The following is a 22,896-nucleotide window of genomic DNA, read 5'->3' on the forward strand; positions in this document are numbered from 1 at the left end:
GGAATGGGGTAAATGCAGGCGGCTCCTGAGGACCATTTCCCTCAAGCCTGCGCTCCTCCCCCAGATGAAGGGGATATTCCCCGTTTCATGAATGATTAAGCACCCATCCCGGTCAGACTGGCCGGAAATGCCGCGCGCCATATTGCGGGGAAACCATTTTATAGCGCCCAGCAAACCCTGATCAGGGAAGCCCTTCCGATGCTCCCCGAAAGCGTTGCTCCTGCCAAAGCAGCCAACACAGAGTGAAGGCAAACGCCACAAACAAAAAACGGCGCCCTGAGGCGCCGCATTTGCATCATCCACACAGGGAGGATGATTATTTGATCTTTGCTTCGCGGAACACAACGTGCTTGCGGGCAACGGGATCATACTTTTTCAGTTCCATTTTACCGGTATGCGCACGAGCGTTCTTCTTCGTGACGTAGAAATAACCAGTGTCCGCCGTGGAAACGAGACGGATCTTGATAACATTGGTCTTGGCCATGGCTTCCTCAGCAGAGCATCATGAGTCCGGACAGAAGGCCCGGGTGGTGTTCAAGTGGGCGCAAAATGCGCATACAAGAGCCAAAGGTCAAGTATTCTTCCATCAATCAGGCGTGGTAAAAGCCAAAAGGAGTAAAAAAACATGCTGGATGTGGCTGTTGCGCGCGCCCGAATCCTGGAAAAACTCTCTCCGTGCGGTCTGGAAACAGTTTCCGTGGCACACGCCTGTGGCCGCGTGCTCGCCGCTCCCGTGGTCGCCCGTCTCTCAAATCCGCCCGTTTCCGTGTCATCAATGGATGGATACGCCGTCGGGATAGACGATGCGCAGGAAGGAGCCACGCTCGATATTATCGGCGAAGCGCCCGCAGGCCACCCATCCAGCCTGACGGTAAAGAAAGGCCAGTGCATCCGTCTGTTTACCGGCAGCCAGATTCCGGCAGGTGCGGATACGGTGCTTATTCAGGAAAACATGCGGCGAGACGGGAACGCCGTAACGTTGCTTTCCGGCGGCAAGGCAGGACAGTTCATCCGCAAACAGGGTCAGGACTTCCAAAAAGGGGAAACGCTTCTTCCGGCAGGAAAGGTTCTGACAGCGCGGGATATTGGGCTGGCCGCCGCCGCAGGGCATGTCTGGCTGACAGTCAGCCGTCGTCCCCGCGTTGGTATTCTCGCAACGGGAGATGAGATCGTGCTGCCCGGAGACCCGGCACAACCTGATTCCATTGTGAATTCCGGCGCATTCATGGTGACGGCGTTCCTGCACTCCATAGGCGCCGAAGCCATTTTATTGCCGGTAGCCCGCGATAATGTGGAGTCTCTTTCCGCCGCCATCGCGCAAGCCGATCATCTTGATCTTTTGGTTACGATCGGCGGAGCCAGTGTAGGCACCTATGATCTGGTGCGCGAAGCCTTCAAGCCCCATGGCCTCAATCTGGATTTCTGGAAAATTGCCATGCGGCCCGGCCGCCCCCTGATGTCTGGTCAGCTTGGCAAAACCCCCATGATCGGCCTGCCAGGCAACCCCGTGGCCGCCATGGTGTGCTCCGTGGTGTTTGTTGCAGCCGCAGTGCGCACACTCATGGGGCTTCCCCAAGGCGCTGAGCTTGAAACAGAAACAGCCATTCTCGGCGCTGACCTGAAAGAGAATGACCAACGGCAGGATTTCCTGCGCAGCACCCTGCGTTCTCAGCCCGATGGGCAGCCACCCATCGCCACGCCCTTCGCCTCGCAGGATTCTGCTCAGATGAACATTCTGGCGCAAAGTGACGCTCTGATTATCCGCGCACCCCATGCCCCTCCCCAGAAGGCGGGTACACTTTGCCGCATTCTGCGCCTTCCATGAAAATACTTTAAAATCAGAGACTAAAAGTCCACGCTTGAATGAAGACCAAAGATCGCTTCATCCTTCACGCGGCGGCCATTATCCCCCACCACGCCGCCGCTGGGGGAAAGGATGCCCTGAATATCGGGCTGAACCAGCAACCAAGGGTACGCCTGCCATTGGTATGTCAGTTCCAGATGATATTCGTTCCCCTGTGCGATTTCATGAGACCGACGTTCTGAACGCGCCAGAATTTTACTGGGGGCACCCACACCAAAGCCTAGACCGAGAGAATCATCGGCGCGCTGAAAAGGGGCATTAAGAACAAGCCCTGCATCTACGGAATACACAATCTGGTTGCGATCAGCCTCCGCCGTGCCGGTGCCTCGCGCAAAGGCGGAGAGACTTTCACGCCCTGGCAGCTTTGCTATCACCTGATCCACCACGGCATAGAGGGCCCAGTTCCCCTTGTGCCGCATTTCAAGAGTCGCCTGATCCGGAAAACGGCCGGTATCGCCATATCCCCCCAGCTTGAACGTACCCGCATAAACCGGAGCCTGCGTGCGATACTGGGCCTCCAGAAACATCAGAGCCCCCGTCCCGAAATGAAAGCGCGTGCCCCCCGGGTCCTGATTCTGGTTCCATGGATCATTTTCGTTAATGAACCCAGCACCAATAGGGTTGTCATCCCCTACGGACGCCAACACCGTCCAATGGTCATCCGGATGGTATTTCACCCTTACAGCAGGCGTAGCTAAAGGGGATGAAGGCCCTTGATCATAAAGGTTATTATCAGGAACCATCGGCCAGGAAAAAGACGCGTTTAAAAAAGTCTGGGCCGTATCGCTCCCCATAAAATCCCGGCTCAAATCCAGCTTACCAATACGCACATCCACCCGATCATGGTCGAACGTCTGATCATAGGCGAGTTCATACAGGCGCAGGTTATCGTCTGCCTCAATGCCGGAAACCTGATTGAACACGTAAAGCGGCTGGTTGCTGAACGGTCTGCCCCGAATATCGACCCCGCTGATACTGAATGTTCCCAATTTCAGCCCGGTCATACGCCTCAGATCAAGCGAGAGGGTTGCCGTGGTCATTCCCACATAGTTGTTGGATGGCTGGCTGCCCCCCACTGGCACACCCCAGAATTCATTTTGATCATTTACTTGAAAATCAACGCCATGGGCCTTCAATGTTGTGCGTATCCCACCCCATTGGCCAGTCAGCTTATCCGCAAACGCCCCGTCCTCGGCCAACGCAGGCCCCGCAATCATCCCTTCTGCAAATGCAAGTGCCGCCAAACCAAACAGACACGCCCGCCCAAAAAAGGTGTGGTGACAGGAAATCGATCTTCTCCGCAGAGCGCCCACCAGCAGCACTGAAAAAAGGAACAAACTTCCTTCCCAGCAGAACAAAGCAGGTCAACATAACCAAACGCTCTGCGCACCTATCCTGAATTGGAGAGGATGAAAACATCCGTCCCCCGGACCCTGCCCCTCACGCCGAACTGTACTTTCGCGTCACACCATACGATGACCACAGGCGTCCTTCCGGCCTTGAGGAGAATAAGGCTTAGGGGAATAACACCTTGACCTCAAAAGAGAACTTATATAGAACAAATTCTTTAATAAGGCCGTCTGAATTCCACTCCGAGGTGACACCCGATGCTGACCCGTAAACAGCACAAGCTCCTGCTTTTTATTGATGCGCACCTCAAGCAGACCGGCTTTTCTCCCTCCTTTGATGAGATGAAGGAAGCCATGGGCCTGAAGTCCAAATCCGGCATCCATCGGCTTATCTCCGGCCTGGAAGAACGTGGTTTTCTACGCCGCCATCACCACCGCGCCCGCGCTTTGGAAGTCATTCAGCTTCCCGAAATGGCGCCTGCTCCTGCCGCGCCCTCTACAAACGTGGTCCATGCTGATTTCTCCCGCCCGGCGGCTCAGACACTCAAGGTTCCCCTCTACGGGCGAATTGCCGCAGGCCTGCCGATTGAGGCCATGGCAGAAACGGACTCGTTTCTGGATGTCCCCCTCACGCTGGTTGGCACTGGTGAGTATTACGCCTTGGAAGTGACCGGCGATTCCATGATTGACGCAGGAATCATGGATGGAGATTTCGTGGTTATCCGCCGCACAGAGAGTGTGGAAAATGGCCAGATTGTCGTTGCGCTGATTGATGACAATGATGTCACACTCAAGCGCCTGCGCCGCAAAGGGAACGCGATTGCCCTTGAGCCAGCCAACCCGAATTATGAAACGCGTATTGTGCCTGCCGAACGCCTGAAAATTCAGGGAAAACTAGCAGGCTTGATCCGCCGCTACCATTGAGCCGCGACTTTACAGTTTTATAGACCCTAAAAAGACCTCCCCCTCTAACGGAGAGGTCTTTTTTTGTTTGGATGAGCACCTTGGTCACATCCGCCAGATTATCCGTTCCAGTAACAATTTTGCTTCTCACGTGAGGCTTCCATTGCCCCTTATTCGAGGCTGGTGACGGAACGATAAAAACCAATACCCCACCGTAGAGAGGCATGCCGGACCGGTGGTGAAACGCGCTTATTTTGCGTCGTTTCCAATGTCCCGCCCCTCGCAAATCTTTCCAAAGAAAATTTTTTAATATCAAAAGAATATTCATTATTCTTGAAAATATCTATCAATCGCCAGCGGCCTTAAATCCGCCCGCTAACGTGACGTATCACTCACTTCTGCCCATGATGGTAACTGCGCCGCTATCTGCTCTACGCTTTTTGCCGAAACCTCAGGCTGAAACGGAATTTCAGCCAGAATACGAACCTGCCCTTTATCCGCGATTGTCTTGCGGTTTTCCTCGTTCGGTGGACCATTCAGCACCACGCCTGTCACGGCAATACCCCGCCGCCGCAATGCTTCAAGGCTCAATAACGTATGGTTCAATGTCCCCAGGCCGCTTCGCGCCACCAGCACGACTGGTAACCCCCACTGGGCGGCGAGGTCACACATCATCAATGTGTCCGTCGCGGGCACCATCAGGCCACCGGCCCCTTCAACCACCATCGGCCGTTCGGGCGCCTGCATCCGCAGGGTCAGGCTGGCAGGATCAATACTTACGCCCTCCGCACGAGCAGCCGCCTCAGGAGACAAGGGGGCCTGAAAAGCGCCAGCGGGCGGCAAACAGTCCGCTGGGTTACAGTGCGTCAAAGACAGGATGGTCGGTGTATCCCCGGCCTCTTCAGCCAGCCCGCTTTGAAGAGGCTTCCAGTAAAGCGCGCTCCATGCCTTGACGAGACACGCGGAGACAAAAGTTTTCCCAACCCCCGTATCCGTCCCGGTCACAAACACACCCGCGCGCGGGGCCTTTGCAAAACACCCATATGCCAGACGCCACGTAATCACACTCCCCTGCGCTTCAAACCGAGCCAGACTGCGCATCAGCGCGGCAGAGGACATCGGATGATACCCAGCGCGAGGTAAAGATGCCCCCGTTTCTTTCAAGTGACGCAGAAACGCGCGGCCGTTGTCAAAGGTCTGCACACAGGCCTCACTATCCCACATGCCGCTCAGCAGAGGCGCCTGCCACTGCTGGATCTCGACGGCTGAAGGATAATCAGGGGTGCCACTCCCTTCCGCCTCCATTGCGCAGGCATGACGCCATTCCTGAAAGGTGCCTTGCATCAGCGTGGAAAGCGCGAGAACGCCTGCGGGTGCCAAAAACCCCTCAAGCGTCTCCATCGCCTTTTGCGGCTGTTCCAGCCATTGAAACACCAGATTGCCGCAAATCAAATCAAACGGCCCGCTTATGTCGGGACTTGCCGCATCCATAACGCGGTAACAAATATCCTCACCAGCACGCTGGCGCGCCCGTTCCAGCATGTGGGGCGCAATATCGGTGGCAACAATCTCCGCCTCCGGCCATGCACGGCGCAGCTTTTCTGTCAGAAAACCCGTGCCGCACCCCAGTTCAAGAATACGCGCAGGTTTACGCCCCCTTAGTCGATCCTGAAGTTTTTCAAACAGACGCTGCGCTGCCACCCGCTGCACTGTGGCGGCTCTCTCATAGCCCACTGCCCTGTCAAAACGATCACGAACCAGATCCCGCCGTGCCATATCCTGCCCCATTCTAGACAGCCTCCGTCATAAGGCGCTGGATGTGTGCCACACAAAATTCCGGGTGAGTCAGCGGCATCATATGCCCACCATCCTCATGCCAGACTTTCTCTACATTTGAAGGGAAAGCAGCCTCTGTCATGCGCTCCGTCACAATAGGGTCCTGCTTGCCCGCCAAGGCTACCATGCGTGTAGAACCGTGTGCGACCATCTGCTCCATGTGGGAATAAACATTGCCAGTCGCCAGCAAAGACAGTCCGTCCTGCAAGGCTGAAACAAGGCAGGTTGCCGGATCAACGGCATCCAGCCCACACCGGGCACGAAAGCTGTTTACAACCGCTCCAGCATCACGCCCCAGACCAGTTTGCATCCGGGCCAATACGCGCGCAGCCACTCCCTCGGGAAAATCTACCCCCGCCGCAAACCGTCCAAAAGCATTGATCCCCACAAAGCGACTCCCCTGCGGCCATTTCCGTTGAGACAATAGCCACATCAATCCCAGTGAATGACCAACACCAAGGATGGGACGGTTCATGTCCAGTCCGGTCAGACAAGAGACAGCCGACGAGCCCTCCGACCGGCCAGAAAAATATCCCTGATCAACCACGCATGCATGCGGCATTTTCAGATGTGCAAGCACAGCGTCCCATATTTCCGGGCCGCAGGCCCATCCATGCACAAAAACCGGCTGTAAGGCTGTCATGGAATATCCTGCACCCCGGAGAAGATCGCCTCCGCAAGTGCATCAACCTGCTCCACGGTATGCTGCGCATGAAGAACCACGCGCAGGCGGCAGGCTCCCGGTGGCACCGTTGGGGGACGAATGGCAATGGCCAGAAACCCCGCAGCCTCAACAGAGCGGGAGAGAGCAAGCGCAGTTTCCTCACGCCCCACCACCACCGGCACAATCTGGGTAGAAGATGGTCCGGTATCCAAACCGCCTGCCTGCATATGCCGCCTGAACCGCTCAGCCAGATCGGCCACCCGCACGCGAACACGTTCCATCTCCGGGCGGGGTAGCAGATCAAGCGCTGCCTCTACGGCCCCCAGCACCATGGGGGACGGCGCGGTAGAATAAATATAGCCCGAACCGCTATTTTCCAGCCAACGGCACACGGCTGAAGAGGACGCAACAAACGCACCCATTCCGCCCAACGCCTTACTGAACGTGCCCATCACCAGATCGGCCAGCCCATCCGCCAGACCTTTCCCCTCTTCGCCAAGAATGCCGGTTGCATGGGCCTCATCAACACAGAGAAACGCGCCGTTTGCGCGGCAGACTGCCGCCAGCGCGACCATATCGGCCCGATCTCCATCCATGCTGAACACGCTTTCCGTCAGCACAATCTTCAGACCGGGGCCTTCCACCTTGTGAAGCAGAGCTTCCAGATGACTGACATCATTGTGCCTGAACCGAACAGGGCGCACACCCGCCGCCGCACACCCATGATAGAGGCTGGCATGAATCAACTTGTCCACCAGCACTGTGGGCGGCGCGCCTGTAACCGCCACAGAAAGACGCGCCAGCGCCGGAACCAGCGTAGCGTTGGCCTGCCACCCGGAAGAAAGAATACAGGCGGCCTCCATCCCCTTGAGGCTGGCCAGCCGATTTTCTAGGGCCTCCGCGCCAGAGCACGTTCCCGTCACCAGACGGGACGCGCCAGAACCCGTGCCAAAGCGCTGCCCCCACTGGGTTGCGCGCTCCAGAAGCAACGGATGCGTGCGCAAGCCGAGATAATCATTTGAGGAGAAATCGACCAGAACATTACCGTCCGCCCGTTCCAGAAGACCATGGCCTGCCGGATTCAGCGCACGTGGCGTGCGAAGACGCCCCTGCTCAGCCAATTTCTCCAGCCCCTGCTGGAAAAGATGATCAAACCGCGTCATGAGAAGACTGGTGCCGGAGGCCGGGCCGCCGGTCAATCACCCAGCAGGAGAAGAACCAGAATGTCTGCGTCCGCCAGCCGTCCCAACCCGTCCACACAGCAGATGCCACAGTGGTACGAGGACGGCCTGCCCCACATCTGGCTCCCCTACTCCCAAATGAAGACGGCCTCGGCTCCGCTGGCTGCCGTCCGCACCCATGACACACGCATAGAACTTGCAGATGGCCGGGAACTGGTGGATGGCGTTGCAGCATGGTGGACGGCCTGCCACGGCTATAATCACCCCCATATTCGCGCAGCGGTTAGCGCTCAGCTTGCAGCCATGCCGCACATCATGTTCGGTGGCACGGTGCATGAACCCGCTCTCAGGCTTGCAGCGCGCCTCTGCGCCATGCTGCCAGGGGATCTGGAACGGGTTTTCTTTACCGATTCCGGGTCAGTCTCTGTAGAAGTCGCCATGAAAATGGCCATTCAGTATCGGCTAAACAAGGGCAAGACGGGCCGCACCAAGCTTCTGGCCTTCAAGGGTGGCTACCATGGAGACACTTTGGCGACCATGGCGGTCTGTGACCCTGAAGAAGGCATGCACCACCTCTATGGCTCCGCGCTGGCCGAGCATATTATCGCCCCTCTGCCACAGGATGAGGCCAGCACCGCTGAATTTCTGCGCCTGCTGAAAGACCATGCTCACGAGCTGACAGCCATCATGACCGAACCTCTGGTGCAGGGGGCCGGAGGCATGCTGTTCCACAGTCCGGAGGTGCTGCGCACCCTGCGCAAGGCCGCAGATGACCACGACCTGCTGCTGATTCTGGATGAAATCTTCACCGGGTTCGGCCGCACAGGCAGCATGTTCGCCTATGAGCAGGCCGGAATCGTGCCGGATATTGTCACCCTCTCCAAAGCGCTGACAGGTGGCACACTGGCGCTGGCCGCCACCGTGGCCCGCCGCCACGTGTTCGAGGCGTTTTTGTCTGACAACCCGGAACATGCGCTGATGCATGGTCCCACCTTCATGGCCAACCCCCTTGCCTGCGCCTGCGCCAATGCGTCTCTTGACCTGTTTGAAACCGAGCCCCGACTGGAGCAGGTTCAGGCTATCAATGCGTTCCTGACAGATGCGCTTGAACCCTGCCGCACCCTGCCGGGCGTGAAGGATGTACGCACCATGGGCGCTATTGGCGTGGTGGAACTGGAAAAAATCGCTAACCCCGACGCCCTGCGCCAGCGTTTTATTGCAGAAGGCGTATGGATACGGCCGTTCCGCTCCATCATTTACCTGACCCCTGCCTTCACCATAACGCAGAGTGACCTCAAAACCTTGACGGACACCATTTATCGCGTCCTCTCAGCCTGAGAAGACCAGCGCACACAGCCGCGACATTCTTACGGTTTTTGGGCTCCGTTGCTCCACCGTCCCTTTTGGAGAGAGAGAGAGAGAGAGAGAGAGAGAAAAAAAAGCTCCCTCCAAAAGGGAATGGCCGAAAGGAACGAGAGACGGCCTGAAAAGACGGGGAGACTTTTACGTCTGACAGAAGAGGCGAACAGAGTATGGAGTGGCTTTCAGCATGATCACTCTGCAACGAATGTTTCTTCCGGAGTGCAGCTACACCCACAGGATGGCACGCGCTGCCAACTATCCAGGCAGGAAGCCACTCAGGGCAGCATCCTCTCAGAACGACAAAAATCAGCTTCTCGTGCAGGAGGCTTCCTGCTGGAGAGAAAGGTTAATCCCACAAAGCCGCGGCATCATCATCCGCTTCACGGGCTTCCACCCATGTTGTGCGACCATCCGTAAACCGCTCACATTTCCAGAACGGCGCGCCCGTTTTCAGACGATCAATCAGAAACGCGGTTGCTTGGAGCGCCTCAGCCCGATGTCCGGATGCTGTACCAACAAAGACAATCGGCTCGCCCACCCGCATCGTGCCAACGCGGTGAATAACCGTGCAGCCTAACAGGCTAAAGCGGGCTGTGGCCTCTTCCGCTAAGCCTATGAGCACTTTTTCAGTCATGCCGGGATAATGCTCCAGCGTCAGGCTTTCCAGCCCATCACCCTGTCCCCGCACCTGCCCCATGAAAACGCTGATGCCGCCCACGCTGTCAGAAATGTGGGAAAGACGCGCCATCTCGCCACCCAGATCAAAAGCGTCAGTCTGGACCAGAACCCGTATCATCAGGGATCATCCCCCCGTCATTGGTGGGAAGAACGCCAGTTCATCGCCCGGCCTGACCGTATCCTGAAAACTGGCCAGTGCCTGATTGATCGCCACCCTGATACGCGGTGTCCGTTCAAAAAGGGCATTCAGGGCAGAATCCTGAGCGCGGAGAGCCGAAAGAAGGGAGGTCACACTCTCTCCTTCAGCAGCCACAGCCGCCGTCTCGCGCTCACGCCCCAATTGTTCACGCAGGGAAGCAAAATAGAGAATGGTCACGCTGGCCACTCTGCTTTCTCCTTTTCCACAATCCTCTACCCCAAGCCCAAGCGGCCTAATGAGCAGCAGAAGGTGTCGTTTTTCTGGCCTGAACGGTGCTGACAGACCCATCAGGGTGGATAAGCGTTACCGTGCCATCACCGTTTGGAATTTCAATGGTGGAGGCAGTTCCGCGCTGCACACCATATTTATCTGCAGCATCTGGCTCGGCTTCCGGCAGTTTGCCATGCGGTTCTTTAGCGGGCGTAGCGTTCTCAGACCCGCTCACGCTCATTTCGCCGCCATCCTGCAACTCCGGCCCGCTCTCACCGGCGCCGCCACCCAGCACTGTACCAATCCGGTCTTTTTCAACATCTTCAAGTGTTGGCAACGGTGCCGGAGGACCCGGCCAGATATCACCGCCCTGCGGCAAGATGGGTGTGGCCGCAGTGGAATAGCCGTGCACCCGCCTCATGTTCAGATCTTCTCCTGCCGGAGAATTGGGATTCTCTCCCGGCAGAGTCGCAGTATCGGAAATATATTTCCCAAACCCGGAACATCCGCTCAAAACCAGACAGGCTCCCAGTAGAGCAGCTTTCCGCATCATCTGACTCCGCTAACCATGACGTTGCACAGGCAAATCAGCGATGCCCGCTGTAGCGACACTGTGCCAGAGAAAGGTAAATAACGGTTTGCGGAGGGGATACAAGCCAATGCCTTCATTTTGAGACAATTATGCAACAGGCCACCCTTGGTTGAACCAGGTATCACCCACAGTCACCCGTTACAGGTCCACATGCCGCAAACCTGTGGTGAGATAATCCCAGCCGGTAATCAGGGTCAGGGCTGCGGCAATCCAGAGCAGAACGGAGCCAATCAGCGCCACGTGCAGCCATGGCATACCAAGCAGCATACCCGTGCCATCCCCAGCCAGCAAAAAGCCGATAGCGGTCATCTGGAAGCCGGTTTTCCATTTTGCCAGCCGCGTTACCGGCAGGCTGGCCCGGCGCTCCGCCAGATATTCCCGCATGCCGGAAACCAGAATTTCCCGACACAGAATAACAATGGCGGGCCAGAGGCTGAGGTAGGGAAGCCGGGCAAAGCCTGCCAGAACCATCAGGCAGGCCCCCACAAGAAGCTTATCGGCAATGGAATCAAACATTCTGCCGAAGTCTGAAAGCTGGTGCCGTGAACGCGCCAGCTTGCCGTCAAAATAATCCGTAATGCCTGCCAGAATAAACAGCACGCAGGCCGCAGCATCAGTCTGCGGCGTTCCCCATGCGGCAAAAACCACCACTATGGGAATCGCCACAATGCGCGATATCGTCAGAACATTCGGCAAATCTGTCAACATTGGCGGGAGACTAGCCTATTTCCCGCCCGGCTGAAATGGTTTCTGGCACCGCGTTCATGCCACTCACCCAGAAACGTAGCGCAGCCCTGCCCTTCACGTCAGTTTGGCGTCCAGTCCGGATGAAAATGCCCATACACGGCCCGCGCTGTTTCCCGATTGATGCCGGGTGCCGATTCGAGTTCAGATAGCCCAGCCTGCTTTACGCCCCGGGCCGAACCAAAAACATTCAGCAGCATGCGTTTCCGCGCTGGCCCCACTCCCGGAATATCATCCAGCTCGGATGTCACCAGCGTTTTGGAACGCCCCGCCCTATGGGTTGTAATGGCAAAGCGATGCGCTTCATCGCGTAGCCTCTGCAGGTAGTACAGAACCGGGTCACGTGGATCGAGCTGAAACGGCTCGGCATCGCCAGTATGAAACCACTCGCGCCCGGCATCCCGATCCGGTCCCTTGGCAATGCCCACCAGTTTCACGCCAGTCACGCCCAGATCATCCAGCACGGCCCTTACGGCTGAATACTGCCCGGCTCCGCCATCAATCAGCAGCACATCAGGCCAGTTGGATAGATCTCCCTCAGCGGCTTCCTTCAATGCACGGCCAAAGCGGCGCTCCAGCACCTCACGCATCATCGCAAAGTCATCCCCCGGCGTTACCGGGCCTTTGATCAGGAATTTGCGATAGGCTCTGCGATCAAACCCTTCCGGGCCGCCCACAATCATGACCCCGTAAGCATGAGACCCCATGATGTGGCTGTTGTCATACACCTCAATCCGCTGGGGCGGCGCATCCAGCCCGAAGACCGTCGCAACACCCTCCAGCAGTTTGGCCTGCCCTGCGGTTTCGGCCAGCTTGCGGTGCAAGGCATCCCGTGCGTTCGCCACGGCATGATCCAGCACCTGCTTTTTCTCGCCACGCTGGGGAGAGAGAATTTCCACCTTCCGCCCCCGCTTGAGGGAGAGCGCCTCACTCAGCAGGAGTTCTTCTGGCAAGGGATGATTAACCAGCACCTGCGCCGGGCATGGCTTGTCATCATAAAACTGCGCAATAAAGGCAGAGAGCACATCTCCTGGCTCCTCATCCTTGGTGTGAGCCGGAAAGAACGAACGGTTTCCGTTGTTTCTACCACCCCGGATAAAGAACACCTGAATGCAGGCCTGCCCCGCCTCCTGCCAGATGCCAAACACATCCGCATCATGCAGGGATGCCGGGTTAATCACGCTCGATTCCTGCATCTGCGCCAACGCCCGAATACGGTCCCGCAGCATGGCAGCCCGTTCAAAGTCCAGCGCTTCCGCAGCCTTGTGCATCTCGTTGCTCATCTCTTCCCGCAAGGCCATATCCTTGCCGGAGAGAAACTCCCGCGCCTGTTCCACCAACCTGGCGTAGGAGGGCTGGTCAATACGATCCACACAAGGGCCGGAACAGCGTTTGATTTGATACAGCAGGCAGGGCCGCGTCCGGCTGTTGAACACCGCATCCGTGCAGGAGCGCAGCAGAAACACGCGCTGCAACAGGTTGAGCGTCTGGTTCACAGCCCAGGCCGAAGCAAATGGGCCCCACAGGCTCGCCCCCTTCACGGGCTTTCCCCGGTGCTTGGCCACCTGCGGAAAAGGATGTCCGTCTGTCAGCATCAGCCACGGATAGCTTTTGTCATCCCGCAGCAGAATATTGAAGCGGGGCTTCATGCGCTTGATGTAGTTGGCCTCAAGCAGCAGGGCCTCGGCCTCGGTATGGGTGGTGACAATCTCCATGGAGGCTGTCTCGGACACCATACGCCGCAGCCGTTCAGGCAGACGCGCCACCTGAGTGTAAGACGTTACACGCTTTTTCAGCGCCAGCGCCTTACCGACGTAAAGCACATCTCCTTTCTCGCCCAGCATACGATACACGCCCGGCGAAAGCGGCATGGTCTTCAGGGCATTCCGGATCACCTCCACACCTTTGGGTCTGGCAGCCGACACCTCCACAGCCGCAGGCACGCCTACGGGCACATCATTTGAAGAAATGTCAGTTGTCATCAGGCGCTCTTCCGAGAAATCAATTTCATCCACCGTTTCTGTGGATAAGTTTGTGGAGTACCGGGCTCATCGCCCCTGAAACCCGCAGATTTCCAGCCCCCTCAACGCTTTGCATATTTTTTAGACACACAACCCAAACCCTTGATTTACAAAGGGTTTATAAAAGGACATTTGAGGAGGAAACGTGCGTTTCAGAGATTTTGTTGAAAATAAAGGAAGTCAAGGGAGGAAGTGGACAAATTGTGCAGAAATCTGTCCACCGTGCTTTTTACGCAGTGATCGCGCTTTGTTCCGCAACCTCTTCCGCCTTCTTCAGCAGCCGCATGAAGTTTCCACCCCAAAAAGCCGCGATCTCGCTGCGGTCATAGCCGCGACGCAGCAATTCTTCTGTCACGTTCACGCCCTGCGTGGCGTTCTGCCAGCCTTCAATTGCGCCACCACCGTCAAAATCGGAGGATATCCCCACATATTCCGGCCCAATGCGCTTCACCACATAGTCAATATGGTCCACAAAATCCGCAACATTGGCGGTACGCGGGCCATCCCCTTCCCGTGACTTCAGGAACGCAGGCATAGCCGTGATCTGAATCACACCGCCGCTTTCCTTCAACGCATCAAGCTGCTCATCATCCAGATTACGCGGATGATCACACAACGTGCGTACACAGGAATGGCTGGCCACAACCGGCACAGCGGACACCTGCACCGCCTGCAACATAGTGGATTTGGCAGAATGTGACACGTCCACCAGCATCCCCAGCCGGTTCATATGGGCGATGGCGTCCCGCCCTACGGCAGAGAGGCCACCGTGCCGCTCCGGCTTGTCGCCCAGACTGGGGCGATGCACGGCCGCATCGGCCAGCGCATTATGCCCATTATGCGTAAGCGTAACGTAACGTGCGCCCTTCGCGCGGAACTGCGCCAGTAGCGCGGGGTCGTCTCCCATCGCGTAGCCGTTTTCCACGGCAGGCACCACCGCCAGCACGCCCGCTGCCTGCGCCGCAAGCATGTCCGCCACAGTCGAGCAGACACGTGCTGTCACACCATTCTGCGTGCCCTGCATACGGTTGATGGCATCCAGCATGGCCAGGCATTGCGCCTGAGCCTCGGCGTGACCTTTTTCCGTCACCGGCCCCTGCCCGATATAGGCCACAAAACACCCGGCAGACATGCCGCCCTGCTGCATTTTCGGAAGATCAACCCTGCGGGTTTCCGTGTCCACAAAGGCATCACCCTGATCCGGCCACGGAATATCAATGTGGCTGTCCAGCGTGAAAAGCGCGTTATGAAGCGCACGCGCAGCAGAAGAAGCGGAAGGTTGGCTCACCGGAGCCGAAGAAGGAAGCGTCATGCTGCAGAAATGGTCCCATATGCGATAAATGCAAGGCGCACGCCCTGCCGGTTTTGTTTCCAAAGGCTGTTTGAAAGTTCAGCAGCACAACGGCTGGCGCGGAATGATACACGCCAGAGCACAGTGGTTTGGAAGGCCCGATACGGCGGCATCGGGGTCCTCATCACCCTGTTCTGGCGCAAACCTCCGCCAGAGAGACCTGACAGACTTTTCAAACACCTTGCCTACTATGTGCCGAATTTCACTTGCCCCGCAAACCGGGATGCGCAATGCCGTTGGGCATGCGACTTGTAACCTGGAACATCAACTCCCTCCGCCTCCGCCTGCCAGTGCTGGAAAAGCTGGACGCCACCCTCGCGCCAGACATCATCTGCCTGCAGGAAACCAAAGTGCCAGACCCTCTTTTTCCGGCAGATGCATTGCGGAACATGGGGTTTGAGCACCTCCACTACAAAGGGATGAAGAGCTACAATGGCGTAGCCATCCTCTCGCGCCATCCTATTACGCCGCTTGAAAAACTGCCGGACTGGCATGGCAAGGAAGACTGCCGCCACATAAGCGCGCAGGTGCACCTGCCAAGCGGCCCTGTCGAACTGCACGATTTTTACGTGCCGGCAGGCGGCGATATTCCTGATCCGGAAACCAATCCGAAATTTGCCCACAAGCTTGCCTTTGTGGAGGAAGTGACCGAGTGGTTCACCACCCGCAAACGGGACCGGACTGTGCTGGTTGGGGATTTCAATATTGCCCCACTGGAGCATGACGTCTGGAGTCACAAGCAGCTTCTGAATGTGGTCAGTCACACACCGCCAGAAACGGAACGCCTGAATGCGTGGCTGAATGTGGGTTTTGTTGACGCCATGCGCCACTTTGTCCCTGCCAGCGAGAAGCTTTACACATGGTGGTCCTACCGTAACCGGGACTGGAAGAAATCCAACCGTGGCCGCAGGCTGGACCATGTCTGGATTACGCCTGACCTTGTGCCAGACCTCACCGGCATGACCGTCGTGCGTGAAGCCCGAGACTGGGATACCCCGTCTGACCATGTGCCTGTGATTGTCGATTTCAGTCTGTAGCCATTGCTTGAACGCCTGCTGATAGGGATTGGTGCAGGATTTCGAGGGAGACAAAGCGGACATAAAGGACACGGACCAAATCTGCCGGGAGGAAAACCTCGCGCAATTTTAACCGCCAAACGCATTCAACAGCCCAGAAGACCCACCGCGCCGTCGTCTGGGCTTTTCAAGCAGTCGTTCACGAGGCGCATTGAAAAGTCAGACGTTGAGGGAGCGCGTTCCTGTGCACGTCTGACTATGTTGTCTTTAGCCATCCCCGTCACACGCTACCTCGCGGCGGAAAGCCCGCTTGTTTTATCCTAAAATGCCGTGGCAGCCTTTATCTGCATACTTTTGAAACAGGCTCCAAAAAGAAAACAGGGCTGCTGGCAATCAAGCCACAAGATAAAACTTCTCTGCCAGTTTCGCTCTGCTTTCCAAGCAACTGCCTCGCTTAATAACGGTACTGCCAAAGCAGGCCCACGCTGCTGCCCGGATCATTTTCCGGCGTGGTAAAGCCCGTTACGTTTCCGCCGGTGCCGACGGTGGTGTTCAGCTTGAGGTGTTTTGTCAGATCCACCTGCACCTGTGCCTGCGTGCCTGAGCCAGAGGTTGCCTGCTTGGCCCCCACATAAACACCCTTCATTACGTATTTCCCGGCTTCCACCGTTGTTCCACCGTTGCCCACACCAGACCCGCCGCCAATAGCCAGACGGTCCAGATGCAGGGTTTTCCGCAATGTGCCCATCGGATCAAATGAGGTCATGCCAGTCAGCGTCGCCAACGCTGTTCCCAGTTCCACCATCTGCGTGGAAGAAAGGGAGTGGGCATCCGTGCCAAACAGCAACATGGCCAGCACCTGGTCCTGAGGCAGCGGCGGGTTGGAGACAAAGCTGATCTTGGGGGCGCTGGCGTATCCCCCCACCTTGAGCATGGCGGTCTCGCCATTCACCACACGGTCGGCTTCAAAATCCAGAGTGGGGTCAAGCTTGTGGCTCACGCCACTCCCGTTGAAAGCCACGCGCCCCTTGGTGAAGTTAAGAGAGATCCCGGCAAGGTCAAAGTTACCGCGCTTCAGGTCAAACCCGCCGGTAACCTGCGGTGCCTGCGCTGTGCCATTCACTTTGAGCTTGCCCGCCATTTCGGCATCAAGCCCATGCCCGCGGACGAAGAATTTACCCGGCGATGTCACTGTCAGGTCCAGCCCGATGACGGCTGCCTTGGTGTTGGCTGTAGCCTCCTTGGGTTCCGGCGGTTTGTCACCAGGGCGAACCACATCAAGACGCGCCACGGAAGACGGCAGGGAGTTGGGGATGTTAATTTCCACCCGTGGCAGGGATATACCTCCCACAACATCCATACGGGCACTTACCTGCCCGCGTATGGCGATATCCGCGTTCATGACGGCTGTCAGCAGATCGCTGGAAATGGGCCGTGCGTTCTTGGCCGTAATATGCATGTCAATTGGCATGCCCGGCGCCATGACACCCACAGACCCTGTAACGCCGAGCGTGCCTTCACCCGCTTTGGCTGTCAGGTTCTGGATGACGACGTTCTCGTGCGAGCCGACAACCCGGCCATTGATCTCCGCCAAATGAACGCCCTGAGCAAAATCCTGAAAATCCGCATTATGCAGATCAACTGTGCCCGTCACGTTGGGGGACGCCATGGTGCCAGCCACCTGCATGGCAAGCTGCACATCGCCTTTGGCCTGCCGCGCCTGCGCACCCAGAACACCGTTGGCGATAGCCAGATCAAGATGCCCGTCAGACCGCAGATTGATCGGCCCTGTTTTGGAAAGCGGAGCCGTGCCAGCCACAGTCAGCGCCAGCTTCGGCCCCGCCGCTGCCTTTACGTTCACCTTCGCTGCTGTCCCGGCCAGATCAGCCTGCGCATCCACACTTAACGCCGGAATGGAGGCTGCTGCACTGCTGCCGTCCATTCTCAACCCGCGCCCGGTCAGATGCACCTGTCCGGTCGGCCGATCCATGCTGCCCGCAACCTTGGCCTGAAGGGAAAGATCACCCTGCGCATGCACATCTGGCGCAAATGGACGCGCCAGAGCAGGCGTCACGTGCCGGATATCTGCCGTAACGGACAGTGTGGGCTTGATGCGCCCTGCCACATCCAATGTGGCGGGTTCGGCCCCACGCGTGCTGAGAGTAGCACGCAGACGGTCCACCCCCATTGTGTCGCCAAAGGAAACCAGCGCGGGCGCCAGCAGCTTGAGGGATTCTTCCTTGGCGGTTGCCGCCAGTTTCTGCACCTTCACCTGCTTTGCAGGCAGATTAAGCAGTGCCGCCGTATCCAGAGACAACGGACTCCCTGACCAGCTTGCCGGACCAATCTGCGCTGTCAGCGCCATAGCGCTGTCTGGCCCTTTGGCCGTTACCCGTGCCTGCCCTGTAACACCCGCAGCAGAGAGACCGGCCAGCTTCAACGTCAGATCTGCATCCGGATGCGCAGCAGGGTCACGCACTGTGCCCGCCAGCGCCAGAGACCCGATTTTAACCTGAGCAGTTGAGACATTGCCGTCCAGCTTCAGCGCTACCTGAGGTTTCTCGCCCACCTGCGTGGTCTGAACAGACGCCGCCAGTGCTCCGGCAATCTGCTGACCAATCAGGTTTCTGAAATCTGCCAGCCGCCCGATTTTGAGGGTTAAATTCCCCAACGGCACAACCTCTCCCTGCGGCAGCGAGAGGTCACCCTCCCCTTGCAAGCTGTTCCAGGAGAGTTTTTTCAGATCAAGCTGGCGCGCGCCTTTTTCATCCTGCGCAAAGGTCGCATCCAACAGCAGAGGCGCTTTATCAACTGAGCCGTTTGCCGTCAGCGCGCCCGTGGGCGCGGAGGGAAGATGCGTCAATGCCGCGTCCAGCACGACGGGGCCACGCGGCATGGTGGCAGTGCCGGGATCACCTTCCATATGGAGGGTGGCGGCAAAGTCCTGCATCAGCCCTTTGGCGTTCAATGCAAGGGTCAGTCCGCCACGCAGTGAGGGCAGTGCCTTGCTCAGGTCCGGCAACGCCAAGGTGGAGGCAACATCCATATCATGGCCGGTATTCACCCGCCCATGCGCTGCCAGATGGAACGCCTGCCCGTCCACAGCCAGCTTGGTGATATCCACCTGTTGCCCGCCAGAACTTTCTGCCTTTTCGGCCTTCGCTGTGGCTTTGTCTGTTTCAGGCTTATGAGGCGTCTCGTCAGCAACCTTGCCAGCCCCATGATTAGTTGCCGCAGGCTTCACACCGTTCTGCGGCGCAGCCAGTTCCGGGCCATTATCCTTCTTGGGAACCGTTTTTTCCGAACTCCCTTCCGGCTGCACCATTCCGGGTTCCAACGGGCGAAGCGTTGTGACAAGCGAGAACGTTCCCTTCGGGCCGATCAGCCCGACTGCCTGTGGCTGGCCACCCGTAATAGCCAAGGTGCCATCCGCACTAACATGCGTATCACCCGTTGCTTTGGCAGGAAGATCAAACGCGGCTTTCATGCCCATCTGCCCCTGCAGGGGCATATTGCCCATCTGCCCGAAAGGACGCAGATCAGGCAGTGCCAGTTCCAGCGTGCCGCGCTGTGGCGCGGCTGTCATCACATTGCCGGTCAGATGCAACAGCGGGTGCGACACATCCAGTACCAACGGCCTGCCATCCGCCTGCGGAGAAATTGTAGCATCCAGTTGCACCGGGGCACTGGCCAGCAAGGTGGGGGCGGAACCCGGAAGCCTTACACCATCCGCCGTCATGACCAGATGCATCTGGTCCGCCGCGCCGGGGTGACCGCTCTGCCCGGTAAAGGCAGCCTTCAACGTGCCAACTCCCGCGCCAGATGCCACAAGCCGGTCTATCTGAAGGGAGCCGGTCCCATCCGGCTGGCTCATCTTGCCTTTTAGCTGTGTCACCAGATGAATGGCGTCCCACCCCAGATCAGGACGCAAGGCCAGCTTGGGCGCATCCAGTTGCGCCCTAAGGCTGCCCAGTTTTTCACCCAGCAGATCAAGCACGCCGTCCGCCTTGGCGGTAATCGGCCCTGCTCCGGCAGAAAACGCCAGAACCGCAGCGTTTGTTGGCCCCTTGATATCCAGAGAGAGCGCAAGCGGGGTCAGTTGCGGCATTTGCAGTTTGGTGGCTGCAAAGCCATCTTTTCCTTCCTTGGCGTCCAGATGCAGGCCCAGCTTGCCGCCGCCCGTAGTGGTGGCCAGATCAATCTGCCCTTCTGCATCAAGCCGCTTCACACTCAGCGCGATGTCCGATCTGGGCAAGGATGGCAGCGTCAGCCCATTCAGCACCGGATCAATGGACGATAACCGACCGTGCCCTCCCAGCGAGAAACTGGCTGCGGTTCCCGCCAGTGGGGCACCCACGTTGATCCGCCGCACGGCAAGATCCTGAATATCGATCCCCAACCCCAGACTGGATTTACTGGTGGATGGCTTGGCAGGGACTGCCTGTGTGTCAGACACCGGCAGACGCGGGATATCCAGTTGATCCGCCTTGATCGCGTAAATGCGGGCCGTACGCCCAACCAGACTTAAAGGAGACCAGTTAAGGTCAATATTCTTCAGCGACAGCCACACGCCCTGCTTATCGTGCAGCGCAATGGAATCCAGATGGAAATTATCCGGAAACCGGCCTGAAAGCCCGGAAAGCGCCACCATCCCCCCTGTAAGGGAAGTTGTCTGCTGCATCAGCAGCCGTCGGCCCGGCCCGGTATTGGCGCCAACCAGAATAACCCCAACCGCCAGACCTGCCACGCCAGCCAGAACGCCAACTGTCAGCCCGGCAATGCGCCCTGCACGCCGCAAAGCGCTGCGGCGCGGCGGTGCGGGCATATCCCCATCCTGCCCCGCCATCAGAACGTTTCTCCCAGCCCTATATAAAGGTCCCACTTGTCTCCACGATGCGGACGGTTGAGCGGAACCGCCACATCCACGCGCACTGGGCCAATAGGCGTGTAGTACCGAACGCCACCGCCCGCGCCCACGCGCAGAGTGCCTGTAAAGGGAGAACTGCTGCTGCCCACCTGCCCGGCATCCACAAACCCGGCCATACCAAAACTCTTGAACAGCCGCTGCCGGTATTCAACCGTGCCTGCATCCAGCGAAGTACCGCCGATGGCGTAGCGGGTACGGCCATATTGCGGCCCCACGCCCTGCCAGCGATACCCGCGCACGGTAGCACTGCCCCCCGCATACATGCGCTGATCTGGTGGAATATCGTAGGTTCCAGCCCCCTGAATACTGCCAATGGTTCCGCGAATAGCCAGAATACTGCGCCCGGGCTTGCTGATCCCCAGATGTTTGAGGTCAAAATAATACGAGGCAGACGCATTCATGATCGTGAAGAAAGACGTGCCACTCCCCTTGCTCCCCAAGGAGATGGAAGGCGAAATATTCACGTTGGCACGCACGCCATGAGTGGCAGGTTCAATGGGGTTCCCAACTTCCGTATTATCAAAGGTCGCGCCCAGAGGCAGAGAACCGATGGTGTAATCACGCGTCACGCCAAACTGTTCAATCTGCTCCTGCTCTCCGGCCACCCCGAAATTGACATTCCAGTAGCGGTCAATCTGGCGCGTAATCCCGGCGCGCACCAGAAAAGCCGTCTGCCGGTAGGACCAGAACAACTGCCGCAAGGCCTCAACACGCACGCTCAGATTCTGCTTGCGGCTGTAAAAACCGGGTTTGAAGAAATCTGCATACACATCATACCCCAGCCCCTGCTGGGCCGACCCACCCAGACCGGTAACCAGTGCCGTCAGCTTCAGCCGTTCCGCGTTGCCCAGCAGATTGTAGTGGGTCCATGTCACGCCGCCACGCACCCCCAGATCTGTTGAATACCCGGCTTCCGCCCCTACAGAACGGCGCTTGGCTTCCTGAAATGTAAAATCAAGCGGCATGGTGCCGTTTACTGGCTGCGTTGCCCCATCCTTGACCGCCACGTTGGAAAACACGCCCAGAGAGGTCAGATCCTGTCGGGCTGCATCAATTTTGGATGGCTGGTAAAGCTGGCCTTCTTTCAGCGTCAGTTGTCGCCTTACAAAAGGCTCCCGCACCCGTTTGAGGCCAGACACATCAATCCGGCCCACATTCAGCACCGGCCCGGGTGAGACAGGATACACAACATCCAGCGTGCGAGTTTGCGGGCGCAGATAGGCTTGCGGCTTTTCCACCTGCGCCAGCGCATGGCCATCTTCCCGCAGGGCATCCAGCAGCGTGCCTCCGGCCCCCAGCACCGTCTCCGCTTCGGCCGCATCCCCTGTTTTCAGGGTGAACGCGGCTTTCTGCTCAGGTGTCAGCTCCGCCGGACCATTGGTTTTTTCGTCAACCAGCTTGACCGAACCCAGATGATACAGAGGGCCTTTTTCTACCGAGATATCGGCAGTCACCTTCTCATTGGCGGGAACCGATTCAATCCAGTTGGAAAGTGCCGGAGACTGGCCATCCATCACCACTGCGTCTTTGTCCTTGGCGCGGTGAAGGGTGATTTTTACCGTTCCTTCATAATACCCATAGCTTTCCAGCGCGGATTTCAGGCGGTCATACTCATTGCGCACGCGCCCGGCGAGGGCAAAAGGCCCCACAGCATGCGTCCCCTGAAGGCCCAGCAGATCAGAAGATGATTTCAGCGCCGCATCCAGATCAGCCTGCCCGGTGGGCTTCAGGTTGGTCACATAAGCCTGCGTTTCCGCCGCCCAGGACCAGCCGCCCGCCGCCACACCCCACAGGGAAAAACCAACAACCACACGATTCGCCGTCAGCACGAGTCCGTTCAGGATGCCTCTACCGCTCATCCTCACCCGTTTCTTTCCGCCTGCCGTTGCACCGTTGCCGCCACTTTCTCATCTGTGTTTTTTCAAGGTCTGCATTGCTCCATGCCGTATCACCATGACGAAAATACGGTCAGTCGCACAGCACAGTCCAACAGAATGGG

General features: G+C 57.9%; 17 protein-coding genes. 4 read left to right on the forward strand and 13 right to left on the reverse strand.

Annotated features, from left to right (window positions below):
• Positions 1-316: 316 nt before the first annotated feature.
• Entirely contained in the window at positions 317-484 is a 168-nt protein-coding gene (rpmG, locus tag AD948_RS09440) for a 50S ribosomal protein L33 (RefSeq protein ID WP_003623017.1), read from the reverse strand.
• A gap of 141 nt (positions 485-625) precedes the next feature.
• Here rpmG and AD948_RS09445 point away from each other — a divergent pair, with 141 nt between their 5' ends.
• Positions 626-1,825: a molybdopterin molybdotransferase MoeA gene (locus AD948_RS09445; protein ID WP_061471653.1), complete on the forward strand. Its 1,200-nt coding sequence runs from the start codon at positions 626-628 to the stop codon at positions 1,823-1,825.
• Between the two features lie 20 nt (positions 1,826-1,845).
• Here the strand turns inward: AD948_RS09445 and AD948_RS09450 are convergent, their stop codons facing one another.
• Positions 1,846-3,108, reverse strand: a complete 1,263-nt coding sequence (locus AD948_RS09450; RefSeq protein ID WP_248845985.1) for a carbohydrate porin — start codon at positions 3,106-3,108, stop codon at positions 1,846-1,848.
• A 363-nt stretch (positions 3,109-3,471) separates the two neighbouring features.
• On the opposite strand from AD948_RS09450, the gene lexA reads away from it, so the two are divergent.
• Complete coding sequence (gene lexA / locus AD948_RS09455; protein WP_006559428.1) at positions 3,472-4,137, forward strand: transcriptional repressor LexA; 666 nt, start codon at positions 3,472-3,474, stop codon at positions 4,135-4,137.
• A gap of 354 nt (positions 4,138-4,491) precedes the next feature.
• Here lexA and bioD read toward each other — a convergent pair whose 3' ends face one another.
• Genes bioD through AD948_RS09470 form a run of 3 tightly spaced genes read right to left on the reverse strand, consistent with a single transcriptional unit; the run spans position 4,492 to position 7,779 of the window.
• A complete protein-coding gene (gene bioD / locus AD948_RS09460; RefSeq protein ID WP_248845986.1) occupies positions 4,492-5,904 on the reverse strand; it encodes a dethiobiotin synthase in 1,413 nt (470 codons plus the stop codon).
• A gap of 1 nt (position 5,905) precedes the next feature.
• Positions 5,906-6,595: an alpha/beta fold hydrolase gene (locus AD948_RS09465; protein ID WP_061471655.1), complete on the reverse strand. Its 690-nt coding sequence runs from the start codon at positions 6,593-6,595 to the stop codon at positions 5,906-5,908.
• Entirely contained in the window at positions 6,592-7,779 is a 1,188-nt protein-coding gene (locus tag AD948_RS09470; protein WP_061471698.1) for an aminotransferase class I/II-fold pyridoxal phosphate-dependent enzyme, read from the reverse strand. The genes AD948_RS09465 and AD948_RS09470 overlap by 4 nt, the downstream gene beginning before the upstream one ends.
• 60 nt (positions 7,780-7,839) lie before the next feature.
• On the opposite strand from AD948_RS09470, the gene AD948_RS09475 reads away from it, so the two are divergent.
• On the forward strand, positions 7,840-9,135 hold the full coding sequence (locus AD948_RS09475) for an adenosylmethionine--8-amino-7-oxononanoate transaminase (RefSeq protein WP_248845987.1): 1,296 nt from the start codon (positions 7,840-7,842) through the stop codon (positions 9,133-9,135).
• 370 nt (positions 9,136-9,505) lie between these two features.
• Here AD948_RS09475 and AD948_RS09480 read toward each other — a convergent pair whose 3' ends face one another.
• The 6 genes from AD948_RS09480 to AD948_RS09505 all read right to left on the reverse strand — a co-directional run bounded on the left by AD948_RS09480 (position 9,506) and on the right by AD948_RS09505 (position 14,915).
• Positions 9,506-9,958, reverse strand: coding sequence for a molybdenum cofactor biosynthesis protein MoaE (locus AD948_RS09480; RefSeq protein ID WP_039904161.1), 453 nt, complete (start codon positions 9,956-9,958; stop codon positions 9,506-9,508).
• A 3-nt stretch (positions 9,959-9,961) separates the two neighbouring features.
• Positions 9,962-10,222 carry a molybdopterin converting factor subunit 1 gene (moaD, locus tag AD948_RS09485; RefSeq protein ID WP_061471657.1) on the reverse strand — a complete coding sequence of 87 codons (261 nt, stop codon included), beginning with the start codon at positions 10,220-10,222 and terminating at the stop codon, positions 9,962-9,964.
• 46 nt (positions 10,223-10,268) lie between these two features.
• A complete protein-coding gene (locus tag AD948_RS09490) occupies positions 10,269-10,799 on the reverse strand; it encodes a hypothetical protein (protein ID WP_006558423.1) in 531 nt (176 codons plus the stop codon).
• A gap of 177 nt (positions 10,800-10,976) precedes the next feature.
• A complete protein-coding gene (pgsA, locus tag AD948_RS09495) occupies positions 10,977-11,546 on the reverse strand; it encodes a CDP-diacylglycerol--glycerol-3-phosphate 3-phosphatidyltransferase (RefSeq protein WP_006558424.1) in 570 nt (189 codons plus the stop codon).
• Positions 11,547-11,644: 98 nt separating this feature from the next.
• Positions 11,645-13,567 carry an excinuclease ABC subunit UvrC gene (uvrC, locus tag AD948_RS09500; protein WP_081473554.1) on the reverse strand — a complete coding sequence of 641 codons (1,923 nt, stop codon included), beginning with the start codon at positions 13,565-13,567 and terminating at the stop codon, positions 11,645-11,647.
• Positions 13,568-13,832: 265 nt separating this feature from the next.
• On the reverse strand, positions 13,833-14,915 hold the full coding sequence (locus AD948_RS09505; protein WP_061471700.1) for a dipeptidase: 1,083 nt from the start codon (positions 14,913-14,915) through the stop codon (positions 13,833-13,835).
• 269 nt (positions 14,916-15,184) lie between these two features.
• On the opposite strand from AD948_RS09505, the gene AD948_RS09510 reads away from it, so the two are divergent.
• Positions 15,185-15,991 (forward strand): exodeoxyribonuclease III, encoded by an 807-nt coding sequence (locus AD948_RS09510; protein WP_061471658.1) that lies wholly within the window; start codon positions 15,185-15,187, stop codon positions 15,989-15,991.
• A 433-nt stretch (positions 15,992-16,424) separates the two neighbouring features.
• Here the strand turns inward: AD948_RS09510 and AD948_RS09515 are convergent, their stop codons facing one another.
• Positions 16,425-20,816, reverse strand: a complete 4,392-nt coding sequence (locus AD948_RS09515) for a translocation/assembly module TamB domain-containing protein (protein ID WP_061471660.1) — start codon at positions 20,814-20,816, stop codon at positions 16,425-16,427.
• Complete coding sequence (locus AD948_RS09520; protein ID WP_039904179.1) at positions 20,816-22,741, reverse strand: autotransporter assembly complex protein TamA; 1,926 nt, start codon at positions 22,739-22,741, stop codon at positions 20,816-20,818. The genes AD948_RS09515 and AD948_RS09520 overlap by 1 nt, the downstream gene beginning before the upstream one ends.
• Positions 22,742-22,896: the final 155 nt, after the last annotated feature.

The sequence above is a fragment of the Acetobacter senegalensis genome, from assembly GCF_001580995.1.
Classification (GTDB): Bacteria; Pseudomonadota; Alphaproteobacteria; order Acetobacterales; family Acetobacteraceae; genus Acetobacter; species Acetobacter senegalensis.